General features: G+C 53.4%; 20 protein-coding genes. 10 read left to right on the forward strand and 10 right to left on the reverse strand.

The genetic code is table 11. From position 1 onward, the window contains the following. The 5 genes from AC097P_RS22910 to AC097P_RS22930 all read left to right on the forward strand — a co-directional run. The coding region (locus AC097P_RS22910; RefSeq protein ID WP_479612753.1) for a hypothetical protein at positions 1-543 on the forward strand (543 nt) is incomplete at its 5' end. Beyond that, positions 540-869 (forward strand): hypothetical protein, encoded by a 330-nt coding sequence (locus tag AC097P_RS22915; RefSeq protein WP_479612754.1) that lies wholly within the window; start codon positions 540-542, stop codon positions 867-869. The genes AC097P_RS22910 and AC097P_RS22915, both read left to right, overlap by 4 nt. Continuing rightward, a complete protein-coding gene (locus AC097P_RS22920) occupies positions 866-1,267 on the forward strand; it encodes a hypothetical protein (protein ID WP_479612755.1) in 402 nt (133 codons plus the stop codon). Before AC097P_RS22915 ends, AC097P_RS22920 begins: the two co-directional genes overlap by 4 nt. Before the next feature lie 13 nt (positions 1,268-1,280). Beyond that, complete coding sequence (locus AC097P_RS22925; RefSeq protein WP_479612756.1) at positions 1,281-1,916, forward strand: hypothetical protein; 636 nt, start codon at positions 1,281-1,283, stop codon at positions 1,914-1,916. Between the two features lie 674 nt (positions 1,917-2,590). Further along, complete coding sequence (locus AC097P_RS22930) at positions 2,591-3,262, forward strand: hypothetical protein (RefSeq protein WP_479612757.1); 672 nt, start codon at positions 2,591-2,593, stop codon at positions 3,260-3,262. A gap of 32 nt (positions 3,263-3,294) precedes the next feature. Here AC097P_RS22930 and AC097P_RS22935 read toward each other — a convergent pair whose 3' ends face one another. Both AC097P_RS22935 and AC097P_RS22940 read right to left on the reverse strand, forming a co-directional pair. Then, positions 3,295-4,473 carry a hypothetical protein gene (locus AC097P_RS22935; RefSeq protein WP_479612758.1) on the reverse strand — a complete coding sequence of 393 codons (1,179 nt, stop codon included), beginning with the start codon at positions 4,471-4,473 and terminating at the stop codon, positions 3,295-3,297. Between the two features lie 61 nt (positions 4,474-4,534). Continuing rightward, positions 4,535-5,536: a DNA-binding protein gene (locus AC097P_RS22940; protein ID WP_479612759.1), complete on the reverse strand. Its 1,002-nt coding sequence runs from the start codon at positions 5,534-5,536 to the stop codon at positions 4,535-4,537. A 136-nt stretch (positions 5,537-5,672) separates the two neighbouring features. Between AC097P_RS22940 and AC097P_RS22945 the strand changes: the two genes are divergently transcribed. Beyond that, on the forward strand, positions 5,673-5,969 hold the full coding sequence (locus tag AC097P_RS22945) for a type II toxin-antitoxin system MqsR family toxin (RefSeq protein WP_479612760.1): 297 nt from the start codon (positions 5,673-5,675) through the stop codon (positions 5,967-5,969). A 2-nt stretch (positions 5,970-5,971) separates the two neighbouring features. After that, positions 5,972-6,373, forward strand: a complete 402-nt coding sequence (locus AC097P_RS22950) for a type II toxin-antitoxin system MqsA family antitoxin (RefSeq protein ID WP_479612761.1) — start codon at positions 5,972-5,974, stop codon at positions 6,371-6,373. A 45-nt stretch (positions 6,374-6,418) separates the two neighbouring features. Here the strand turns inward: AC097P_RS22950 and AC097P_RS22955 are convergent, their stop codons facing one another. Beyond that, on the reverse strand, positions 6,419-6,952 hold the full coding sequence (locus AC097P_RS22955) for a hypothetical protein (protein WP_479612762.1): 534 nt from the start codon (positions 6,950-6,952) through the stop codon (positions 6,419-6,421). 663 nt (positions 6,953-7,615) lie between these two features. Here AC097P_RS22955 and AC097P_RS22960 point away from each other — a divergent pair. Next, complete coding sequence (locus AC097P_RS22960) at positions 7,616-8,092, forward strand: hypothetical protein (protein WP_479612763.1); 477 nt, start codon at positions 7,616-7,618, stop codon at positions 8,090-8,092. Positions 8,093-8,298: 206 nt separating this feature from the next. Here AC097P_RS22960 and AC097P_RS22965 read toward each other — a convergent pair whose 3' ends face one another. The 7 genes from AC097P_RS22965 to AC097P_RS22995 all read right to left on the reverse strand — a co-directional run bounded on the left by AC097P_RS22965 (position 8,299) and on the right by AC097P_RS22995 (position 15,664). Then, entirely contained in the window at positions 8,299-8,928 is a 630-nt protein-coding gene (locus tag AC097P_RS22965) for a recombinase family protein (protein ID WP_479612764.1), read from the reverse strand. A 183-nt stretch (positions 8,929-9,111) separates the two neighbouring features. Continuing rightward, positions 9,112-9,372, reverse strand: coding sequence for a plasmid partition protein ParG (locus AC097P_RS22970; RefSeq protein WP_479612765.1), 261 nt, complete (start codon positions 9,370-9,372; stop codon positions 9,112-9,114). Continuing rightward, positions 9,369-10,001 (reverse strand): ParA family partition ATPase, encoded by a 633-nt coding sequence (gene parA, locus AC097P_RS22975; protein WP_479612766.1) that lies wholly within the window; start codon positions 9,999-10,001, stop codon positions 9,369-9,371. Before parA ends, AC097P_RS22970 begins: the two co-directional genes overlap by 4 nt. A gap of 232 nt (positions 10,002-10,233) precedes the next feature. Continuing rightward, the gene (locus tag AC097P_RS22980) at positions 10,234-13,704 is read right to left on the reverse strand and encodes an LPD7 domain-containing protein (RefSeq protein ID WP_479612767.1); all 3,471 of its coding nucleotides are present in this window, start codon (positions 13,702-13,704) and stop codon (positions 10,234-10,236) included. Between the two features lie 3 nt (positions 13,705-13,707). After that, positions 13,708-14,079, reverse strand: a complete 372-nt coding sequence (locus tag AC097P_RS22985; protein ID WP_479612768.1) for a MobC family plasmid mobilization relaxosome protein — start codon at positions 14,077-14,079, stop codon at positions 13,708-13,710. Between the two features lie 569 nt (positions 14,080-14,648). Further along, on the reverse strand, positions 14,649-15,074 hold the full coding sequence (locus tag AC097P_RS22990; protein ID WP_479612769.1) for a hypothetical protein: 426 nt from the start codon (positions 15,072-15,074) through the stop codon (positions 14,649-14,651). Between the two features lie 383 nt (positions 15,075-15,457). Continuing rightward, positions 15,458-15,664 carry a hypothetical protein gene (locus tag AC097P_RS22995; protein WP_479612770.1) on the reverse strand — a complete coding sequence of 69 codons (207 nt, stop codon included), beginning with the start codon at positions 15,662-15,664 and terminating at the stop codon, positions 15,458-15,460. Positions 15,665-15,901: 237 nt separating this feature from the next. Between AC097P_RS22995 and AC097P_RS23000 the strand changes: the two genes are divergently transcribed. Continuing rightward, entirely contained in the window at positions 15,902-17,230 is a 1,329-nt protein-coding gene (locus AC097P_RS23000) for a dicarboxylate/amino acid:cation symporter (RefSeq protein WP_479612771.1), read from the forward strand. Then, the gene (gene cuyB, locus AC097P_RS23005; protein ID WP_479612772.1) at positions 17,227-17,991 is read left to right on the forward strand and encodes a cysteate racemase; all 765 of its coding nucleotides are present in this window, start codon (positions 17,227-17,229) and stop codon (positions 17,989-17,991) included. Before AC097P_RS23000 ends, cuyB begins: the two co-directional genes overlap by 4 nt. The last annotated feature ends 125 nt before the right edge of the window (positions 17,992-18,116 follow it).

Consider the following 18,116-nt stretch of genomic DNA (forward strand, 5'->3'; position numbering starts at 1 on the left):
GCAATATTTTTCGCAGCAATAGTTGCATCAACTGTGTCTGTTTTTGCCGCGGAAAAGAATAACGATTGGCACGACTTCTACTCCCGAACATTTGTATATGAGGTGCAAGACGGTCCCGGCAGGCATCAAGTGAAACTGCCTGCACTGGTCGCTGCTGAAATCCGCTTCAGCGGCATATTTAGCGAGATGAACGCCACTAAATTTAACTCAAAAATGCTGCACGCGGGAAAGAGACAGATTGAGGATCGTCGTACAGAATACCCCGGCGCTGAGCAAGCTTTTGACACGTATTTTGAACGCGGTAAATCAGAAGTTTTAACTCTGAACAGCGGCGGTGCATTTGTTTGTCAAGTTTTTGAACGCACACGAACGATTCAATTCCCCGGCAGCCCGGCACAAGTGGTTCGCGCAAAGCTGTGGTACTCCCCAGTCCTTTCAATTGACGTGAAAGAAGTGCTGTCAATCAGTGAAGTGCACCCTGGCCAGGATGGTGTCGACGCCGGCGTCCCAGTCACAACTTTTGAGCTGGTCGCTATCAAATGAAATCGACCATCGCGGAAATTGATCTGGCGCGGAGATGCGCGGTTCAAAAACTAGTGGACCCGATAGCGAAAAGTGACTTGCCCGGCAGGACAACATTTGTCCGCACCGGAGGCATGCAAGATGTGCACAAGTTGCGCCCAGCGCCCGCTGCTGCTGCTATCAAGCGCGCGTTGATTGCCCTGCAAATCGATGCAGCGCGGCAAATTCAAGAAGTCGGCGTTGATTTAGAGCAGGAAGATTTGTATGACCTCGGCGGCGCACTCGGTGCTATGCATGACCCTTCATTTATGCCAGAAATCAAATTCAAAGGAGATCGTGAAAAGTGATCGATTTGTTTTTAATTCGCGTTCGACTTTCGATGCATCGCCGCCCCTGCCTACTGCTTTGCCAGTCGATCAGCGAGGGCGACGAACAGTTTATTTGGCTGGATGGCCTCTCCATTAATGATGCCGTTTTACTCCCGTTCGAGTGTGCAGAAATAGTAAAAAAATTAAGCTTTGAAGAACTAGTGCGCTCAAATCCTTACCCAGCTCAGGAGGTTTTACGGCTGTGCGGCGCTCAGCAGTCCACAACCATTATTGCTCGCTCGATACAGATGATGTCAACGCTCCGTAGCCTTTCTCCTGATGACGCGTTAGACGCAGTGCTGATGCAAGCAGAAGACGTGCTTGAAGCAGATGCGGGCGATGCAAAAACATTTGCTGACTTAGTAATTGAAATTTAAGGAGTGAAAAATTATGAGTATTAAAGATGAAAAACCCCTGGGCTGGTCAGCAGGCTGGTCGCCTGTCAAGTCCGGTACTGCAAGCGGCAGTGGCAGTGGCTGGGACTATCTCCCAGCAGCTGACAGAGATCGAGCTCGATCAGCGCATCTCACAGATGAGATGCCGGCGGCATCGGACGACACAAATCAACAGGAGACTGACGCTGAGCAATTGCTGAGAAATCTTGCAAATCTAGCAGTTCTCATGCAAAACTCAATTGCTGCAGTGCAAGCCTTAATTGCTAGATTTGTGAATGCAATTCTCAATGCTTGCAGCATTGATTATCAGATGCAAGAGATGTCACTTGCACAGCCGTATTTACCTTCATCCGCAGCCCTGATTACTGCTGCCGGGGGAGACCAAACCACAGCACTTCGAGAAATTACAAAAGTACTTGCGGCAGTGCAAAACAATGACCCATTCGCACTGCCTGCGGCCCCTCAGAGTGATGATCAAGCAGCTGCAGATAGAGGGGACCTAGCCTACATGATCACCCAAAATAGACTTGCTGAGCTCAACAAAGACCGTGGTGACTGTCCTTACTTTGACGAAGCCGAAGAATCTCACGCAGTTGTCATGCAATTTCACTCTCCTCAACCTGCTTGCTGATATTTATTTAAATTAACTTTGACGTTCAAAACATGAAAAAACTGATCATCACCCTTACTGTCATAGCCAGCTTGGGCGCTAGCGCTCAGCAACGCGACCCATTCACCGGTCAAGCCATCTACTCCCAGACTTGGAGCGTGGATGGCGCGGCTCAAACACGTCATACAGACATCGCCGTGGACGTAGGCCCCAACGTGCGAGGTGAAGTGACCCGAACGATCGGCAGTCAGTCAGCTGCTCAGCAGAGCGACTCTGTACGCACATTCAGCGCACGCGCCGGCCTACCCTTCGCGCCCTCCCCGTCCCTTCCAATCCCTGACGCCTGGGCGGCCCCGACCGTTGCAGCTGGGGTCACCCCCGACCCGACTTCTGGCGAAGTCGCCCGCACGATCGGCAGCCAGCTGGCTAGCCAGCAGAGTGATTCAGTCCGAAACATTGGGGCACGAGTCTCAAGCCCGTCCCCTGTCCCTGTAGTGGCGTCTAACCCTAACCCGTGGGCGGCTCCCCCAGTTGTGCCCCCGGTCCCGGGAGATCCATGGGCTGTACCCACGACACCGACGCCCGGCCCTTTCGGCGGTGTACCAGACCCATGGACGGCCCCCGTCCTGGCATCAGCCCCCTCCCAACCGCAGGTTATGGGTGGCGCGCTGTCATGTGACCAGCTCGGTTGCCTGATGGCAGATGGCTCTGTCCGTGCAGCAAATGGCCAGACAATCGGCTCGTTCACGACGGACAATCAAGGCAACATCGTTGCGAATATCTCCGGTATGGGCCAGGTTTCATTCAATGCCGGCGGCGGGGCATCCTTCAACCCTGCAACGGGTCGGTATGAAACAACAACAAGTGTTGGGAATGCCACTTGTGTTAACACTAATGCAGAAGCTTGCGCGGTGCTCGCAAACACAAACAACATAACTGTCACCACATTCGCTGGCGGCCGACAAGGGATTGCAACCGCATCAGGCGCGTGGCTTGATATTTTGACTGGCCAAGTGAAAGACGCCTCAGGCAACGTGATTGGGACGGGCTCAGTTGGCGCAAATGGTGTCAACGTAACGCTCAACAATGGCACGAGTGGATCTATTGACTATGGCTCGCCCATCGCCCAAAACGGACAAGTCATCACGTCCGTGGGGGGATTTTCAGGCGGTGGGGCTAATGTGTTGAATTCTGCAACAGTCGTAAACGGCTATGTGCCTCCTCCGGAAGTGTATATCCCACCTCCTCCAGTCGTTTCACTTCCGCCGGCCGTTGCGCCACCAGAGCCCCAAATCATTTACGAACCTGCGCCAGCTCCAGATCCAAACCCTGGATGGGGAAATCCCCGCTTTAATGAGTGGAACTGACGTAAAAAAACCCGCTTCGGCGGGTTTTTAATTTAGGGAGCTGGGTACAAAACTGAGCCACCAGTTGTGAACGATGTTTTGAACGGTCCTGGCAGAACTGTCGCACCAGATGAAGTCCATCCCCCAACCGCGTTGAGTGTGTAAGTGGTGTAGTCCTTAAGTGGCTGACTAGGCACGATGACGGCATAACCAGTATTCAGGCCCGAGTTTTTTTCATCATACCATTTGACGTCAACTGCGTTGCCATCCGAATCCGTTAGTGCGGCACTTTTAATCTGTATTTTCTGGTTGAAAGATGCGACTAAAGTTATTGGCGTCCCGGTATTTGGCGCGTTCAACCCTTGCACCAAATACGCCTCATCAGCGTAATTTGCCGTCGCGTTTCCTGTCGAGTTACGTGGCGCAACACCGGTCATTCCATCGCAAGGGTATGCTGACCAAATAATTTTCACGTTGAGCGGCACGGTCGACAACTTACCAAAGAAACCATACCCCAGCATTCCTGTCGCGTTGCCGGCAGGGTTTGAGGCGAAGCTTAGCCCCACCTCTTGGGCCTGCAGAAGACGCGCCGCTCCCAACGTAGTAGACAAAACAGAGTCAACCCACTGACCGCCTGTTGCGCCCAGCGGCACTGGAGAGTACTCTGGCAAGGATATGTAGCCGTAGCCATTCGCAATAATTTGGTCCTTCACAGAGCCGGCCGTTGAGTAGGGCAAATTCGTCGATTCGGTCACGGTGAATTGCTTGTTGGCCACCATGTATTTCATGTGCGCGCCAGCAGCGGCCTCCAGCTGAGGCACTTCTGTAATTGTTTGCGGGTTCCCACATTGCTGGCGTACCTCCCTGATCCGTTGCATCGCTTGTGCGCGCATTGCTTCCTGGGAGAAAGGATTCCCAACGGAGACCACCTGGTATGAGTCAATGCGTGCTCGCACATTGGTGTAGGTCTGACCACCAACAGAGACAGTACCCATGGTCAGCATGTTGCTAGCCTGGTCAAAACTATCCGCCACCGGTGCGCCGCCGCCGACGTTAAGTTGCGAGTAGTTATTGATCTTGACGTTGGCGTTGTAGAACGCTTGCCCACCTGTGGTGACAGCCTGCAATGTCAGCATGTTGGTTGCTGGATCGAAAGTGTCTACAGTGCCTGCGTTTGCGCCGACCGTGAATAGGGATGCGATGACCGCAGCAGCAGTTAGTGTGTTTTTCATGATTTCAAACTCCATTTTGATGTTCAAAGATTGTTAAATATTTAACGTTTCAAACAGCTATTTAGCTGACAGTTTTAGTGTCTTTTTTTGTCGTTTCTGCACTTTCAGAAATCATTCGTTTTGCCTCTGAAAGAGCATCTTTTGTGACCTCAAGTTGCCCCCTCAATTGGGCACTTTCTTCGCCAGATTTCTTGGCCAGTTCCCGCGCTTCGCGAGCGACATTTTTCGACGCTTCAATCTCACGCGCAGCAGTGTCTAATGAGCCCTGCTGTGCTTGGATCTGCAACTTCAATGCATTGAGCTCTTGGGTTGCTTGCGCGGCTTGTACAGCCGATTTCTCCGCCCGCTCGCCGGCCAGTTTTGCAATTTCTCGCGCTTCCAGAGCAAACCGCTCTGCCGCTTCAAGTTTGGCCCCCAGCACGGCCGCCGATTGCTCAGCAGCAACCCGTGCTTCAGTTTGCTCAGCCAGTGCTGCACGCGTCTTCTCAATCTCCGCCTGTAGACCCGGCAAGGCCTCTAGGCGCACCTCAGCGCGCGCCAAATCACCCGCAACTCTGTCAGCCCTTGCCCGTTCTATTGCGAGCTCCTGGCGCGTTTCAGCAAGCTCTTTTGCATGCAGATCTGCACTACGCTCAGCTTCTGCGCCTGCTTCTTTGAGTTTGTCAACAAAATCAGCCGCCTGCGCCTGGACGTTGGCCAGGTCAGCGCTCAGTGTCTCGATTTGCTTTTCAGCTTCGGACTGGGACTCCATCAGCAACGCGATGTTGTCTTCAAGCTCAGCCGCGCGGTCTTCAGCAGCAGCAGCCGACTGCTCCGCGATCCTTTGCATCTGCGCTGCGATGGCCTGGCTGATTCCAGCATCAAGCCCAACATCCGCCAGCCGCACCAGCGGCCGCCCAGATTTGTAGTCGTTAAAAAGCTTGGTGACGACGTTGGGCGACCCTTTGACGCCCGTCATCAGCAACAGCTGGTCCATGATTTTGCGAACGCTTGCCTTCTGTCCAGCGGTCTCGATGGCATTGATTGCCGCCGTGACCGACTCAAAAGTGACTGTTGCTGCCATGATTTCCACTCCTAAATAACGTTATTTGTTACGGTAACGTTATTATAACGAATAACACACAACTATGGTTGACTTTCAAAACAATATTTTCAGTTTTACAACTGCTTACTATTAACCAACTAGGTTATAATTTAGTATGGAAAAAGGTACCCCGCACTGCAGGCTCTCAGTTGTTAAGGCCTTGTTGTCGGAGGGAAAAGTGCGAACGACGCAGACAGCGCTAGCAGGAGCTGAAGCCTTGGGCTTTGACGTTCATGGGGTGTTGAGAGTTGTATCAGCTCTAACGATGGACGATTTTTACAAGAGCATGACGACACACAACGACAACAGGATCTGGCAAGACGTGTACCGCCCGAGCACGCCGGCGGGCGATGTGTATCTCAAACTAACTGTCATCGATGACGTGCTCATCGTTTCATTTAAGGAGCTATAACTATGAAATGCCCCTGCTGCGGCGGCGCTGAACTGATCCACGATACCCGCGATATAACGCACACTTACAAAGGCGAGACCACCGTCATTCCTGCTGTGACGGGCGACTTTTGCCCTGCTTGTTCTGAGTCAATATTTGATCTAACAGAATCAGATCGCGTCATGCGCGAAATGAGTGCGTTCTCAAAGCAGGTAAACGCCGCACAGGTTGACCCCGCATACATCGCCAGCGTACGAAAAAAACTCGATCTAGACCAGCGCCAGGCAGCAGAAATTTTCGGGGGTGGTGTCAATGCGTTCTCTCGGTACGAAACGGGAAAAACGCGGCCATCCTTGGCTCTCGTCAAACTCCTAAAGATGTTGGATCATCACCCCGATTTACTAGACGAAGTGCGGCTTGCTTAGTGCTGATCTGCCCCGCGCGCCGGCGACGCATAGTCGCCCTGCCTTTTATTTTGTTTCTACGTCCAAGCGGAGCTGGCCAGCTGCTTCGAGTTCAGCCTTACTCTTATCCACAGCCGTCGACTTGCGTCTACGATATTCTTTAATGAACATCACCCGGTCGCCCTTAAAAAATAGAGCTGGGTTCGTCCAAAAACTCGTAGGTGATTTTGGATATAAAAATGACTTATCCAGCAGCTCGCGCAAACCCTTTTTGAACGTGTCTTCCCGGATCCCCACGTCACGCCCCTCGATGCCATCCCCGAACCAGAAAAGGTCGATTGAGTCTGCAAAGCCCCTAGACATTGGCGTGCGCTGGTACTGATCGAGCACGACCTGGAAGACCCGTTGCGCCGTTTTTGTAAGCTCATAAGACGCGGCGACCCCGGCCGCGAACACCTTCACAAACTCGGCGTCATCGCGTTCCTCGACTTGGTGAATCGCCGCGATGCCTGTTATCTCGCCAGTAGCCTGGTTAACTAGGTCTTCACTGCGTCCTGATTTGACCAGCCTCCGTTTTGTTTTTACCTCTTGTGGCTCCATCAATGGGTTAATTGTTGGGCTATACGTCAGTTTATTCAGGTGCGTTTTAGGCGTATATGATCGTGCCATCAAGATACTTTCGAGCGTTAAAGTGTCGAGATTATTAGGCGTTAAATTAATCTTGTCAAGACACTTTACGGTCTAAAAGTGTCGGGTTATCGTGCGACAAGTGTCGGGCTGGCATGCGACAAGTGTCGGGCTGGCATGCGACAAGTGTCGGGTCACCCCTAATGAACATGCGGGTTTGCAGGGTTTTGCTTCTCACTCTGTGTTTACGCGCTCCGATGGATAACTCACCCGCCCCCAGGTCACGCCTGGGGACGGCCCTGCGGGTTCGTGAGTTACCCACCTGCGGACTGACGCGCAGCCGGGGACAACCCCGGTGGGGTTGCCCACCGCTGCTTGCCGCCCGGGGCCCTTTTGATAGACAAAAAGATGGGGGGCGAATACCTAACTTCCCGGGATGGCCGAAGGCCATGTGGCGAAGCCCAAAAGCCGGTCGAGTGCCACGGCCAGAAGGGCGAAGCCCGCCACTGGCCTAGGGGGGAACTATTCGTCCCCCTATGGGGGACTATTTGAAATTATGCGCAATGCGCGTACAATAAATTCATTGATTCAATCGAATCGGCCGCGCCTCGGGTCTCAGGGGCATGGAGTTTTACTATGGTCAATCATCCCAACCGAAAGCCTGTTTCCTACGAAACAATGGTTGAAAATCACACAGACTTCTATCCTGTCAAACGATCCTTCAAGCCAAAGGCCCTGAGGGTTCATGGGCAAGTTCGGATCGCCGGCGGCGTCAATTTGGTCCCCTTGTGGATCTGTGTGGAATGGGATAGCAAGCGTGTGTTGGTGGGGTACCACTGGCAGCCTGCAATCGGTGGATCCAGGGATCGAGCCGGGCTAGAAAGTTGGTTTAGAGTTGGACCACGGGTGGCAAAAGAGCTTGGATCACAGGAGGAAAGGGAGTGGACCTACAGTGATCCTGTGGATGTGATCCAGCAGGATCACGATTTCATTCTTAAGCTAGCACGCACTTGCCAAGAAATCCTCGATTCATGCCCGGTTGATGATTCAATTAAGCAAACCGTTAGAGAGAGGTTAACTGTTGCTGCAACCACCCAAACCACAGCAAGTTAAACAGGTCAGGGAGGCCGTGCAGGTTAGCTCCGAGTTGGGTATCACTGCTGCTCAGGATTGGTGCGCAGCAGCCCTGCACACCTCGCGCCGAGCATTTCAGCAGTGGGAGACTGGTGCACGGGCCATGCATCCTGCCTTTTGGGAGTTGCTGAAAATCAAGACTGCGTTCATTGCGCCTAAATCTTAAATCGGTCATCAACAACAAATTACGGATACCTTTTATTCGTTAATGTGTTGAGCGCCCATATCCGTTTAACCTGGCTTGTACTGCAACCTGCCAGATCAGCCGTGCGCTTGATGGTCAATCCCGTGCTACGCAGCGCGACGATGCGGGCGTGAGTCGCTGTGTCGGGGATGCGTCCCGAGTACTTGTTGGCGTTCTTGGCCAGCTGTACTCCCTGCCGCTGACGTTCCCGCCGTGTCTCGTAATCGTCCCTTGCCATCTGCAATGCCAACTTCAACAACAGCTCCTGGACCGACTCCAGGACGATGCGCGTCACTGAGTCTGTATCTTTGGCCAGGTCGGTGAAATCGACAACACCAGGTACCGCCAACCTTGCGCCTTTGGCACGGATTGAGGCGACCAGGCGTTCGGCCTCAGGTAGCGGTAGTCGGCTGATGCGGTCGATTTTCTCGGCGACGACAACCTCGCCCGGTTGCAAGTCAGAAATCATGCGCAGCAACTCCGGTCTGTCAGCACGTGCACCGGACGCCTTCTCACGATAGACGCCGGCAATGTAGTAGCCCGCCTGGCGGGCGCTGTGCTCGATGTCGGCCTGGCGGGCAAGATCTTGTTCGTCAGTACTGACCCGCAGATAGAGTCTGGCGATTTGCATGTGATTAGTAGCCAAGTTGGGTATACCTCACTTGGCTATCCTTGGAGATCAGGCCAAGAACAAAAAATCCGATGTAAATTGGCTACGTTCAATTTGACCATGTATTTTGGCCTCAGAGGCAATTCTGTATTTCTGTAATGCTGTACTTCTGTAATTCTTTGTAATCGCATTTCTGTGTTTACGCTATTCTGTTTTTCCGCATTCTTTAAGCAACAGATTGCGCACGAGATCTGCGATAGATATGCCAGTCGTCAAGCAATGTTGCTTAGTACGTTTGTGTAGACTCTCCGGAAGATCAATCGTTAATCGTTTGATCTTCTCGGGTGGCTCCTGCTCATCCGTTACCTCTTCAGCCCGGTTTTGGACCCAAGCATCAGCGCTTGGCGTTGTTGCTGGAGTCTTTGCAGTCGGTCGCGCTCCTATTGATACTTTTTTGCCGCTCATTTCAAAATCTCCAGAATCTCATTTTTTACAGCCTCGATCTCTTGGGCGGCCGCGCCCATCGGGTCGATCTCGAACACTGATTTGCCAACTGCCGCCGCTTCGGCGAAAACGACTCGCTGGACGATGCTTGACGTGAGCGATGGGATTGGGTATGCGGCGAGGGCGTCGCCGACATCCCGGCCGATCGCTGTGTTGGAAATTTTTCGGTTCACTACAAAGTAGGATTTCAATCCTTCTTTGTACACCGCGGCCTCGCCAATTAGTTTTACAACGTCGTCAGCGGCCCAGATGTCATAAGGAGAGGGCTGAACCGGAATCAATATCAGGTCAGATGCCATGATGACGGATCTGGCTAGATCTGTGACGCGCGGCGGCGCGTCGATCAACACGTAGTCGTACCCTTGGCCCACTTGGCCAATTTCTTTATGCACTGATGCCCGGGGTAGGCCGACAACAGTAAACAAAGGATCCCCTTCGCGGGCGGCGGCCCAGTCGAGTGAGCTCCCTTGCGGATCTGCATCTACCAACATCACGCGCGCGCCGTCATGCGCAAGCGATGCGGCCAAGTTGACGCTGAGCGTCGTCTTACCGACGCCACCTTTTTGATTTGCCAGCCCGATGACCCTCATAAATTCCTTCTGTGTTTACGATTATGCGATTATACTGTAATCTTTAAACACAGAAGTACGATTACAAAGAATTACAGAAATAAAGAATTCATGAGCCCCCGCATCCTATTTGTGTTGCATTACCTTTTATACGACTATTGCTGCTGGTTGCGAACAGACGAGGTAGCGTGCATCGTCCTCGTCGTAGCTCTAGCTATGACTCTTTTAAGAGGTTTCTATAGCCCGAGACTGGCTAGCCAGGTTTTTCGGTTTCGTGCCGCACGCGCGGCCGCAGTATTTGCTCTTTGATTGCATCAGATCGCGCGTTCTTGAGCTCCTGGTGCCAGGTCGGCGCCTTTGGTGGCGCAGCCCTGGTGACTTTTGCCGGGCTCGGCGCCAGTGCAGTGACCTGGTGCGCCGGATCGGCCGCCGCGAGCTGGCCAGGTGCAGGGGAGAGCGCCTGGTGCGCAGTGAATATCTGGGCCTGGGGGTGTTTCGCTAATAGTTTTTGAAGCTGCCTGGCTTTTGCCGGCGTCAGCGGCCCATGCGCGACGTACACAGTACCTTTCACGTGACCCAGCTGCGCAAACGACATCAGATCAAGCGGGTCGGAAGCAATGACGATCCGCTCGACCCCAGCCTTCTCGTTGACGATTACCAGGCCTGAGCTTTGCACGTCGGACCCGATTTTCTGCACGCCAGGAACGCCAGATTCTTCCACCGTCGCAAAACAGCCGTCCCCATCAGCGTCAGCCAACACGCCGAATGCTTTGAGAATCTCGGGCGTTAGCCCGGTTCGTTCCGTCAGGCCGTGGCCCGAGTAGGGCCTCATTGCCGCGACAGCGGCGGCCACTCTGAGCACCTGGCGAGAGCTTGCCAGCGGCCGATTTGCGACAGTGACCATGGGCGTGAGAGAACTCGCACCCTGCAACCAGGCGCGCAGCGCCTTGCGTGCAGTGCCCAGACTACCGCCCGCAAGCTGGGCAAAATCTATGATCGTGCCAAGTGGTTTTGTGGGATCGGTTAAATCAAAAAACAGATCTTTGCCGGTCTCATCCCGGCCGACCAGGATCTTCTCTCCATCTCGCACAAGGATCTTTTGACCGTCTGTGCTCGCCGGATCGAGCAAAAAACCCTGCCCCAACGCGAAGTCGGCAACGCTGATTTCAATCTTGAAACGGTCTAATTCCCCGGCCTGATTGACTTCTACACGCTCAAAAGCCCGCTCAATTTGAGTACTTGCGAGCTCAGTTTGCTGAGCTGCAAACTTTGCTGTTGCTGCTGCGAAGCTAACGCTTGAATTTGATTTGTCAATTGCTGAACTTGTGTTTCGTGCTGATCGCTGAGAGTCTGCAATTGCTTTGTCAGCAGCATTTCGAGCTCTGTCATTTTCTGCCTCCCGTGCCTTAGCGGCCTTGATTTCACTTGCGATTTTGTTGACCTGGGCCTGCAATTTGGGCTCTTGGAGCTTGATTCCATGCGCAGCCGCCACCTGACAAACCTTGGTCTTAAAATCCGTCGCTCCAGAAACAGCGAACTTTCCTTCGCCAAACTTGGCGCCGCACAGTTGCAGGCTGGCTAAAATTGAGGCCTCGTCCTGGTGATCGTAGACCACCACTTGCCACCCCGTGTCTGTAAATGACCTGTCCCCAGTCACACTGTTCAAATAGTGCACAACTCGGCCGGCCGCCACTCCGTTGTAGTCTCTGAGATCGTGTTTCAACACCGCGGGTTGGCCTACCACTGGAGGTTTTCCGGCATCTAGCCCCGGCATACCCATAGTCGCCGGCGCAGCTTTTCTGCTTCGCCCTGGCTGCTCCCAATCCTTAAAGTCAGCAAACCGATCGTATTTGGTGCGCGCATCAGCAATCTCCGCCCTACATTTATCCTTCAGATTCAACCTCTCTTTAACTAATTTCGCTGCGAGCAACGAGCGCCTGGCTGGCAAATCTGCCGCCCCGCGGTACGCCTGCCAAAGTGCATCCTTCTGCGCCTTGTGGATCGTCGCCATGCCAGTCCTTGCGGCTTTGTGACTGGCCCGCAGTGCATCGATAGCCTCTTTTTTAGCTGAAAAATGCTCTCTCTTGGCCGCGACATACGTCTGCCACGGCGACAGCCTAGTTGCAGGTTCCGCTTGATCTATTCCAGATCCACCCCGTCGCAGTCCACCAGATCCACGGGCTCCGCGCTGGTCCAAGTCATCAAGTGCATCACGCGGCAGTAATTTTGCAGGGCCGTGCCTTGGATCATCCATAGCCCCGCTGTACAGTTTTTGCACGCCACCGAGGGAACCGAGTTTCCCGAAGCGGCCCACCTGGTTAAGACACCTGACATCTTTTTGAGCGGTTGTGCGTCCGCCAATACGGTCAAATCTGCCATGGCCCGGAGCTGGGAATCTGTCGGTGTAGATGTCTCCGACATGCTGTTCAACGCTAGCAAATCGTCCAGCATCTTGTCGTCTTGATTGATTTCGTTTTCCATTTTCTTCATCACTTTCTACTTTTTGCACGCGCTTTTGCCCGCCGGGCTTGCGCAAAATGCGGCTGTCATTGAGCTGATGTGGTCCTGTAGTTGCTGAGCCTGCGCCAGTCTTTGCTGCACCAGTGTGTCCGCTTGGTTGACCTTCCATGTGCTCCAAAGGCCAGTCACCACCATCAAAACCATGCAAATCGAGATCGTGGAAACCAGCGGCCAAAGCATCAGCCAAGCCATCCGTTTCCGAGTCTGCGCGCCCAATTCCTGTACGTCCTGATCCAGTTGTTTCAGCGATGTTTTGATAGATTTGGCCCCGCCTGCGACCACGCCCTTCGCGCCCTCCATCGCTGCTTTCAACTCCGCCGCGCCCAGTGCCGTAACGTTTTTGGTTGTACTTTGCGCGAGATACGACAAATCGATCATAGATTTCTCGTGCAGTTGCTGCAGCGATTGGATTCGGCTTTTCTCGTCCTCCTGGTCTTGATCCTGCCGCTTTGCCAATCTCTCCAATAGCGATTGGGGTGAACTTGTCGCCATAAAGAAGACCTTTCAAACGAATTGGTTTTGCGTTTCCTTCGAGCCGAATTGATATGTAGTCGCTACCAACACGGGTGATTTCGCCATGCTTTGAAAGAGCAATCAGCAGGCTCTGGCGATCAAAGACACGACCTTTGACTATTTCATCGACCAGAAATTCGGTGATTGCCGCGCGTGGATCGGTGCAGTTTTTCCATTCTGGGAATGTCCCGACACTGCCAGGCTGGACCAGGCGCGAGCGCGACGTATCATCCGGCCGCGCCCATCCATGCTCGCAATTGAGCATGTCCCGGAAGCTGTCAAATGCCTTTTGCCATCCCGGCGGTGCTATGTTTAATGACAGGCCAGTCGTCAGTTCTACCCGCGGAACGACAATATGAATATGGGGAGTTCCATCAAAATCTCGATGTAGAACCGCCGTGTAGGTGTACTGATTTGGACTCAATCCGGCGAAAGCAACTCGCTCCCAACGGTGCAAGACATCTTGCAATTCGGCGTCGCTCGGCGCATCATCCTTGTGAAAGGCGATCACTGCGGAGCGGTATCGATTCACAAATTCGAGGCTATCTATTAAGCGCCCAACCTGATGCGGGTTGCCACGCATTACACGAACTTCCGCCCGAACGTCACCGTTGTGGTCCTTGTCTTGCAGCAAATATGTGATCGCATCGCGGCCGCTGCCGGTGTCGTGATCGAGAAATTTGGTGTGCATTGATCAGCCTAGCCGATCCAATTTCTGTTCAATCGCGCGCAAAACCAGCAGAGCTTGTGTGATGGAAACGGGTGTCCCCCCCAACAAATCAGTGTTTACTGCACGCGCGAGCTGATTGATGTTGTTGCCAATTGATGCGAGCTGGCGCAACAGTTCAGGATCCGCACCGGACACTTTTGCAAGCGATTCACGGCGCCTTGGGCTACGTTTGCCAAGCGGTTTTGCTTCTGCAAAACTGATGCGAGCGCGCAAATGGTCGCCGAGTGATACCCCAGATTCCACAGCCTCACGGCGGATGCGAACGCTCAACGACTCAGGAATCCTGACGGCAAAAGGCACGAGCGGATCACCTTCATTTTTCAACGGCCTGGCCATACAAGTCCCAATTCAAAAGGTCCAATCAAACAAGCGGCACGAGGTCGGATGTTTGTGTTTGTCGGGTCTAAGGGGGGCACCCCCCCTTACCAGCCCTGTTGAGAAACCCCGGAGGGGTTTTGAAAACGGGTCGGCTGGCTTCGCTTCATAGGAAAATTAATTTCCATGTGAACAAGTTACCAAGAAAGACAAGATCGCGCAAACGACTTTATGCTCGCACTCAATATACGTTTAAGTAAAGAGATAACTTCGATGCAAACAAGCGACAACGGAATCCGGAATCTCTTGCAGCTTGAACAGCCGCTAACCCCCGGCGCAAATGCGCCGACCCCTCTACACGAGGGGTAAACCGCCTGTTGATCATGGCTAAAGGGGATGGGCCGACAGTGTCCTGCTCCGACCGGTCCAGAACGGCCCAGGCGTTGGCATAGTGCAAGCCGACGCAGCTGGCACGCAGTAGGGGAACCCAAAGTCAAAGATTCAAAGTCGAAACGGGATTTTTGAAGATGTGGACTGGTAATGCCAGGTCACCAGTCCAACTTATCGAACGCGAGCTCTATGGAGGTCGGTCATTCCAGAATGGCGGCGACAGCTGCTTTCTTGGTTACCTTTGGATACCCAGCCGCCTTGAGCGCCCTACCAGCACATTCAAACGAATTCCACAAACTAGCGGCCAATTCCTTGTCCATGACTGAAGGGGAAATTTGCGGCGCGAAAGCATCTAGATTTGCCGCCGATATGGATAGCTCCGATCGAATCCGATCACCCTTCTTTTTAACCAAAAAAGCGACCAACTCTCGCTGCTCTACGCCGGTTAGATTGTCCCAAATCTCAATTGGGATTCCACCTGCATCTATCCCGTCATCACCCTGCACCACGGGTAGTGTTCGCGTGGAGATACTGCCGATCTTCACCTCCAGCTGCTTCTTGCTTTCTTGAACATAGCCTCCGTACCTATACAGGACCAAATTCTCACCGACCTCTTTTATTCTCATACGTGCTCCAAATAAAATTGGTCAGATTACACAAAAATAGCGACGCAATCAAACGACCCTAAGGCGCAACTCAGAACCCGAATAAACGCAGCGTTTATTGGCGCAGTGCAAGACGCACTCTCGCGACCTTACGATACTGCCTGAGACAATCGGCAAAGGCTCGGATACGCTTCCCGGCTCCCGCCTTATCGAAACTGCTTACGCCGGACAACACATGGACAGGACAAGCGGCTTCAGTCCCTGTAGACCCCGCCGCTTAGCGTGTCGTGAGAACATCGGTATTCAGTGTGTTCCGCGACCAGACCATCGTTTTGACGGCCAAAGGGGCAAGCGTACCGACCAGCCAGAGCAGCACCATCAGTGGCATGCCTTCTCACCCGCTCTTAAGACTTACTCTTTTTAGCTGGCTTAGACAGGTACGCGTCCATAGCCTCCACAATCATTTCCGTCATCGTGAGATCTCTCTCGATTGCCTGGTGTTTCCACTCGCGCCTCAGCTCGTCCGGGACGTTGATATTCACACGCGGCCCTTGCGGCGTGCGCCGCGCCGGCGTGACTTTTTTTGCAACGACTTTTTTAGATGTGACCATGCGCGGGAGTGTATTCAAAAAAGGCCCGGGAAGGCCTCCATCCGGCCGCCAGGCGAATCAATGCGCCGCAGCCACCCTGCCATACACCAAAGCCGCCAGAAATCCCCTTTAGGTCGTGTGAGTGTTTGAGTGTATGAGAGCACTAAATTAAAGGCAATTAGAGAGGAAAATCACGAATAAACGCTGCGTTTAATGTTGTATTTACAAACTGTTACACGTTCTTCGTAAACTAAATGCGTGTTTTTTTATATACCGCCCAATAGTGGTTTGTGCGAATTCAAAAGTGTGGTTAGCGTTGGTGCAATTTCAAAAATAGCCCTGTCGCAAATGCATTTAAAGCCCAAAAATCTCGCTGAAATCTTCACGCATCCCGCGACGATTTTTGCCGCCGTTGCCGCCGGCCTAATGGTCGGCGCCATGGCCCCCGATGCCGCGAAAGAAGCCCGGTTTGTCGGTCTGGCTTATGTCGATTTATTGCGCCTTATAGTGTTGCCCTTTTTGTTGAGCTCGATCTTTTTGAGCGTCACAAAATTAGCTAGTGCACCCGGTGCGCGCCAATATTTGGCCAAGATCATCCTCTGCCTCGTCGGCGGCATGGCCGTAGCCGGCGCGCTCGGGCTGTTAATCAGTTCTCAAACTACCCAGATTGCAGCGACTTTCACCACCCCTGCTGTCCTGTCCGCCCGCACAAACTTGCTTGCAGACCTTGTCGGCCGGCTGGTGCCATCCAATATTTTTGGAGCTCTTGCCAGTGGCGACACTCTAAAGAGCCTGGTGTTTTCATTAATTTTTAGCTGCGCATTAGTAACAGCGCCGGCATCGCCCGCTAAAGCCGCGTTTCTAGGCACTTGCGAGCTCGTTTTCACACTCTGCCAGACCGTTACTCGCTGGCTTATTTATTTTCTACCATTCGCCACGGCAAGCCTGATCGCCGAACAGGTCGCGACCGCCGGATCCGAGCCGCTGCATCAGATGATGCGGTTTGTTTTGCCGTTTGCCCTTGCCACTGCCGCCATCGTGATCGCCTGCCTTGTGATCATCAGCAGCAGGTCCGGCCGCCCCCTGGCAGCTACCCGCGCAGCCATTGGCACCCCTGCCCTAATGGCCGTTGCCACGCGCAACAGCGCTTCATGCATGCCGTCCATGCTGATCGCCATGGTCGACAAGCTCGGCTTTGACAAGCCCATTGCCGAGCTGTTGGTGCCCCTGGGAACGGCATTGTTTCGGGTAGGCCCGGTTTTGTACTACTGCATGGCCACCGTTTTCATTTCCCAGCTGTATGGTCGAGACCTTGCTACAACGGACTACATGCTGATCCTGTTCGCCTCGTTGATTGCCGGGTTCTCGTCCACGGGCATGAACGGCATAGTGACTATCTCGCAAACCACCATCGTCTGCTCGTTGCTGGGACTGCCCTTTGAGGCGGCCTTCGTGCTGTTTGTTGCCGTGGAACCCATCTGCGATACGTTGCGCACAGTCCTGCTTGTGGCGTCCATTTGTGCCCTCGTGGCGCTAATTGCGCCCCTCCAATCACCATCCCTGACACCCGAAGGGTACACAGCATGACACCACTTCAAACCCCATTGCTGGGCATCCTAGGCGGCATGGGGCCGCTTGCCACGCTCGATTTTTTGACAAAGCTGGTGCGGCTAACGCCTGCCAGCCTTGACCAAGAACACTGCCCCTGGATCACCCTTAATCAACCTGGCACCCCCGATCGCACCAACGCGATCCGCGCGAGCAGCAATGCGCCGGCGGCCTACCTGACCGCCGGCGTAGCGGCCTTGGCAGCCATGGGCGCTGAGTTGATAGTTGTCCCATGCAACACAGCACACTTTTGGTTTGACGAGATGCAATCTGCATCGAGCGTTCAAATTCTGCACATTGCAGATGCTTCAGTCGCTGAGCTTAAAAGACTCCGGCCACCTGGCCTGGTAGCAGTACTTGCAACACGCGGGACGCATTCAGCGGGGATCTATAGCAAGCGCTTGAAAAGTGCGTGTTATCAAGTCGCAGTAATCAGCGACCAAGAGCAAGAAGCCGTCGATGAAATTATTGCAGACACAAAAGCCGGATGGATTACGGACGCCACACTTAAAGCTGACGCGCTTCTCGACGCGCTGAGCCGTCGCGGCATAAATAAAGTCATCTTGGCATGCACTGAACTGCCGCTTGCTTGCCCCCCGCGCAGGCGCCACGGGGATCGTGAATTAACACTAATCGACTCTTCACAAGCCTTAGCAGCCGCCGCGCTGCGTCACTTCAATTACATCTCAAACGATGCAATAGACAGCACTTTTTTTTCAAATGAAGGGGTACAAGCATGATTTCCAAAGCAATATTTTTCGCAGCAATAGTTGCATCAACTGTGTCTGTTTTTGCCGCGGAAAAGAATAACGATTGGCACGACTTCTACTCCCGAACATTTGTATATGAGGTGCAAGACGGTCCC

This window comes from Rhodoferax sp. ZS1R8 (assembly GCF_056521325.1).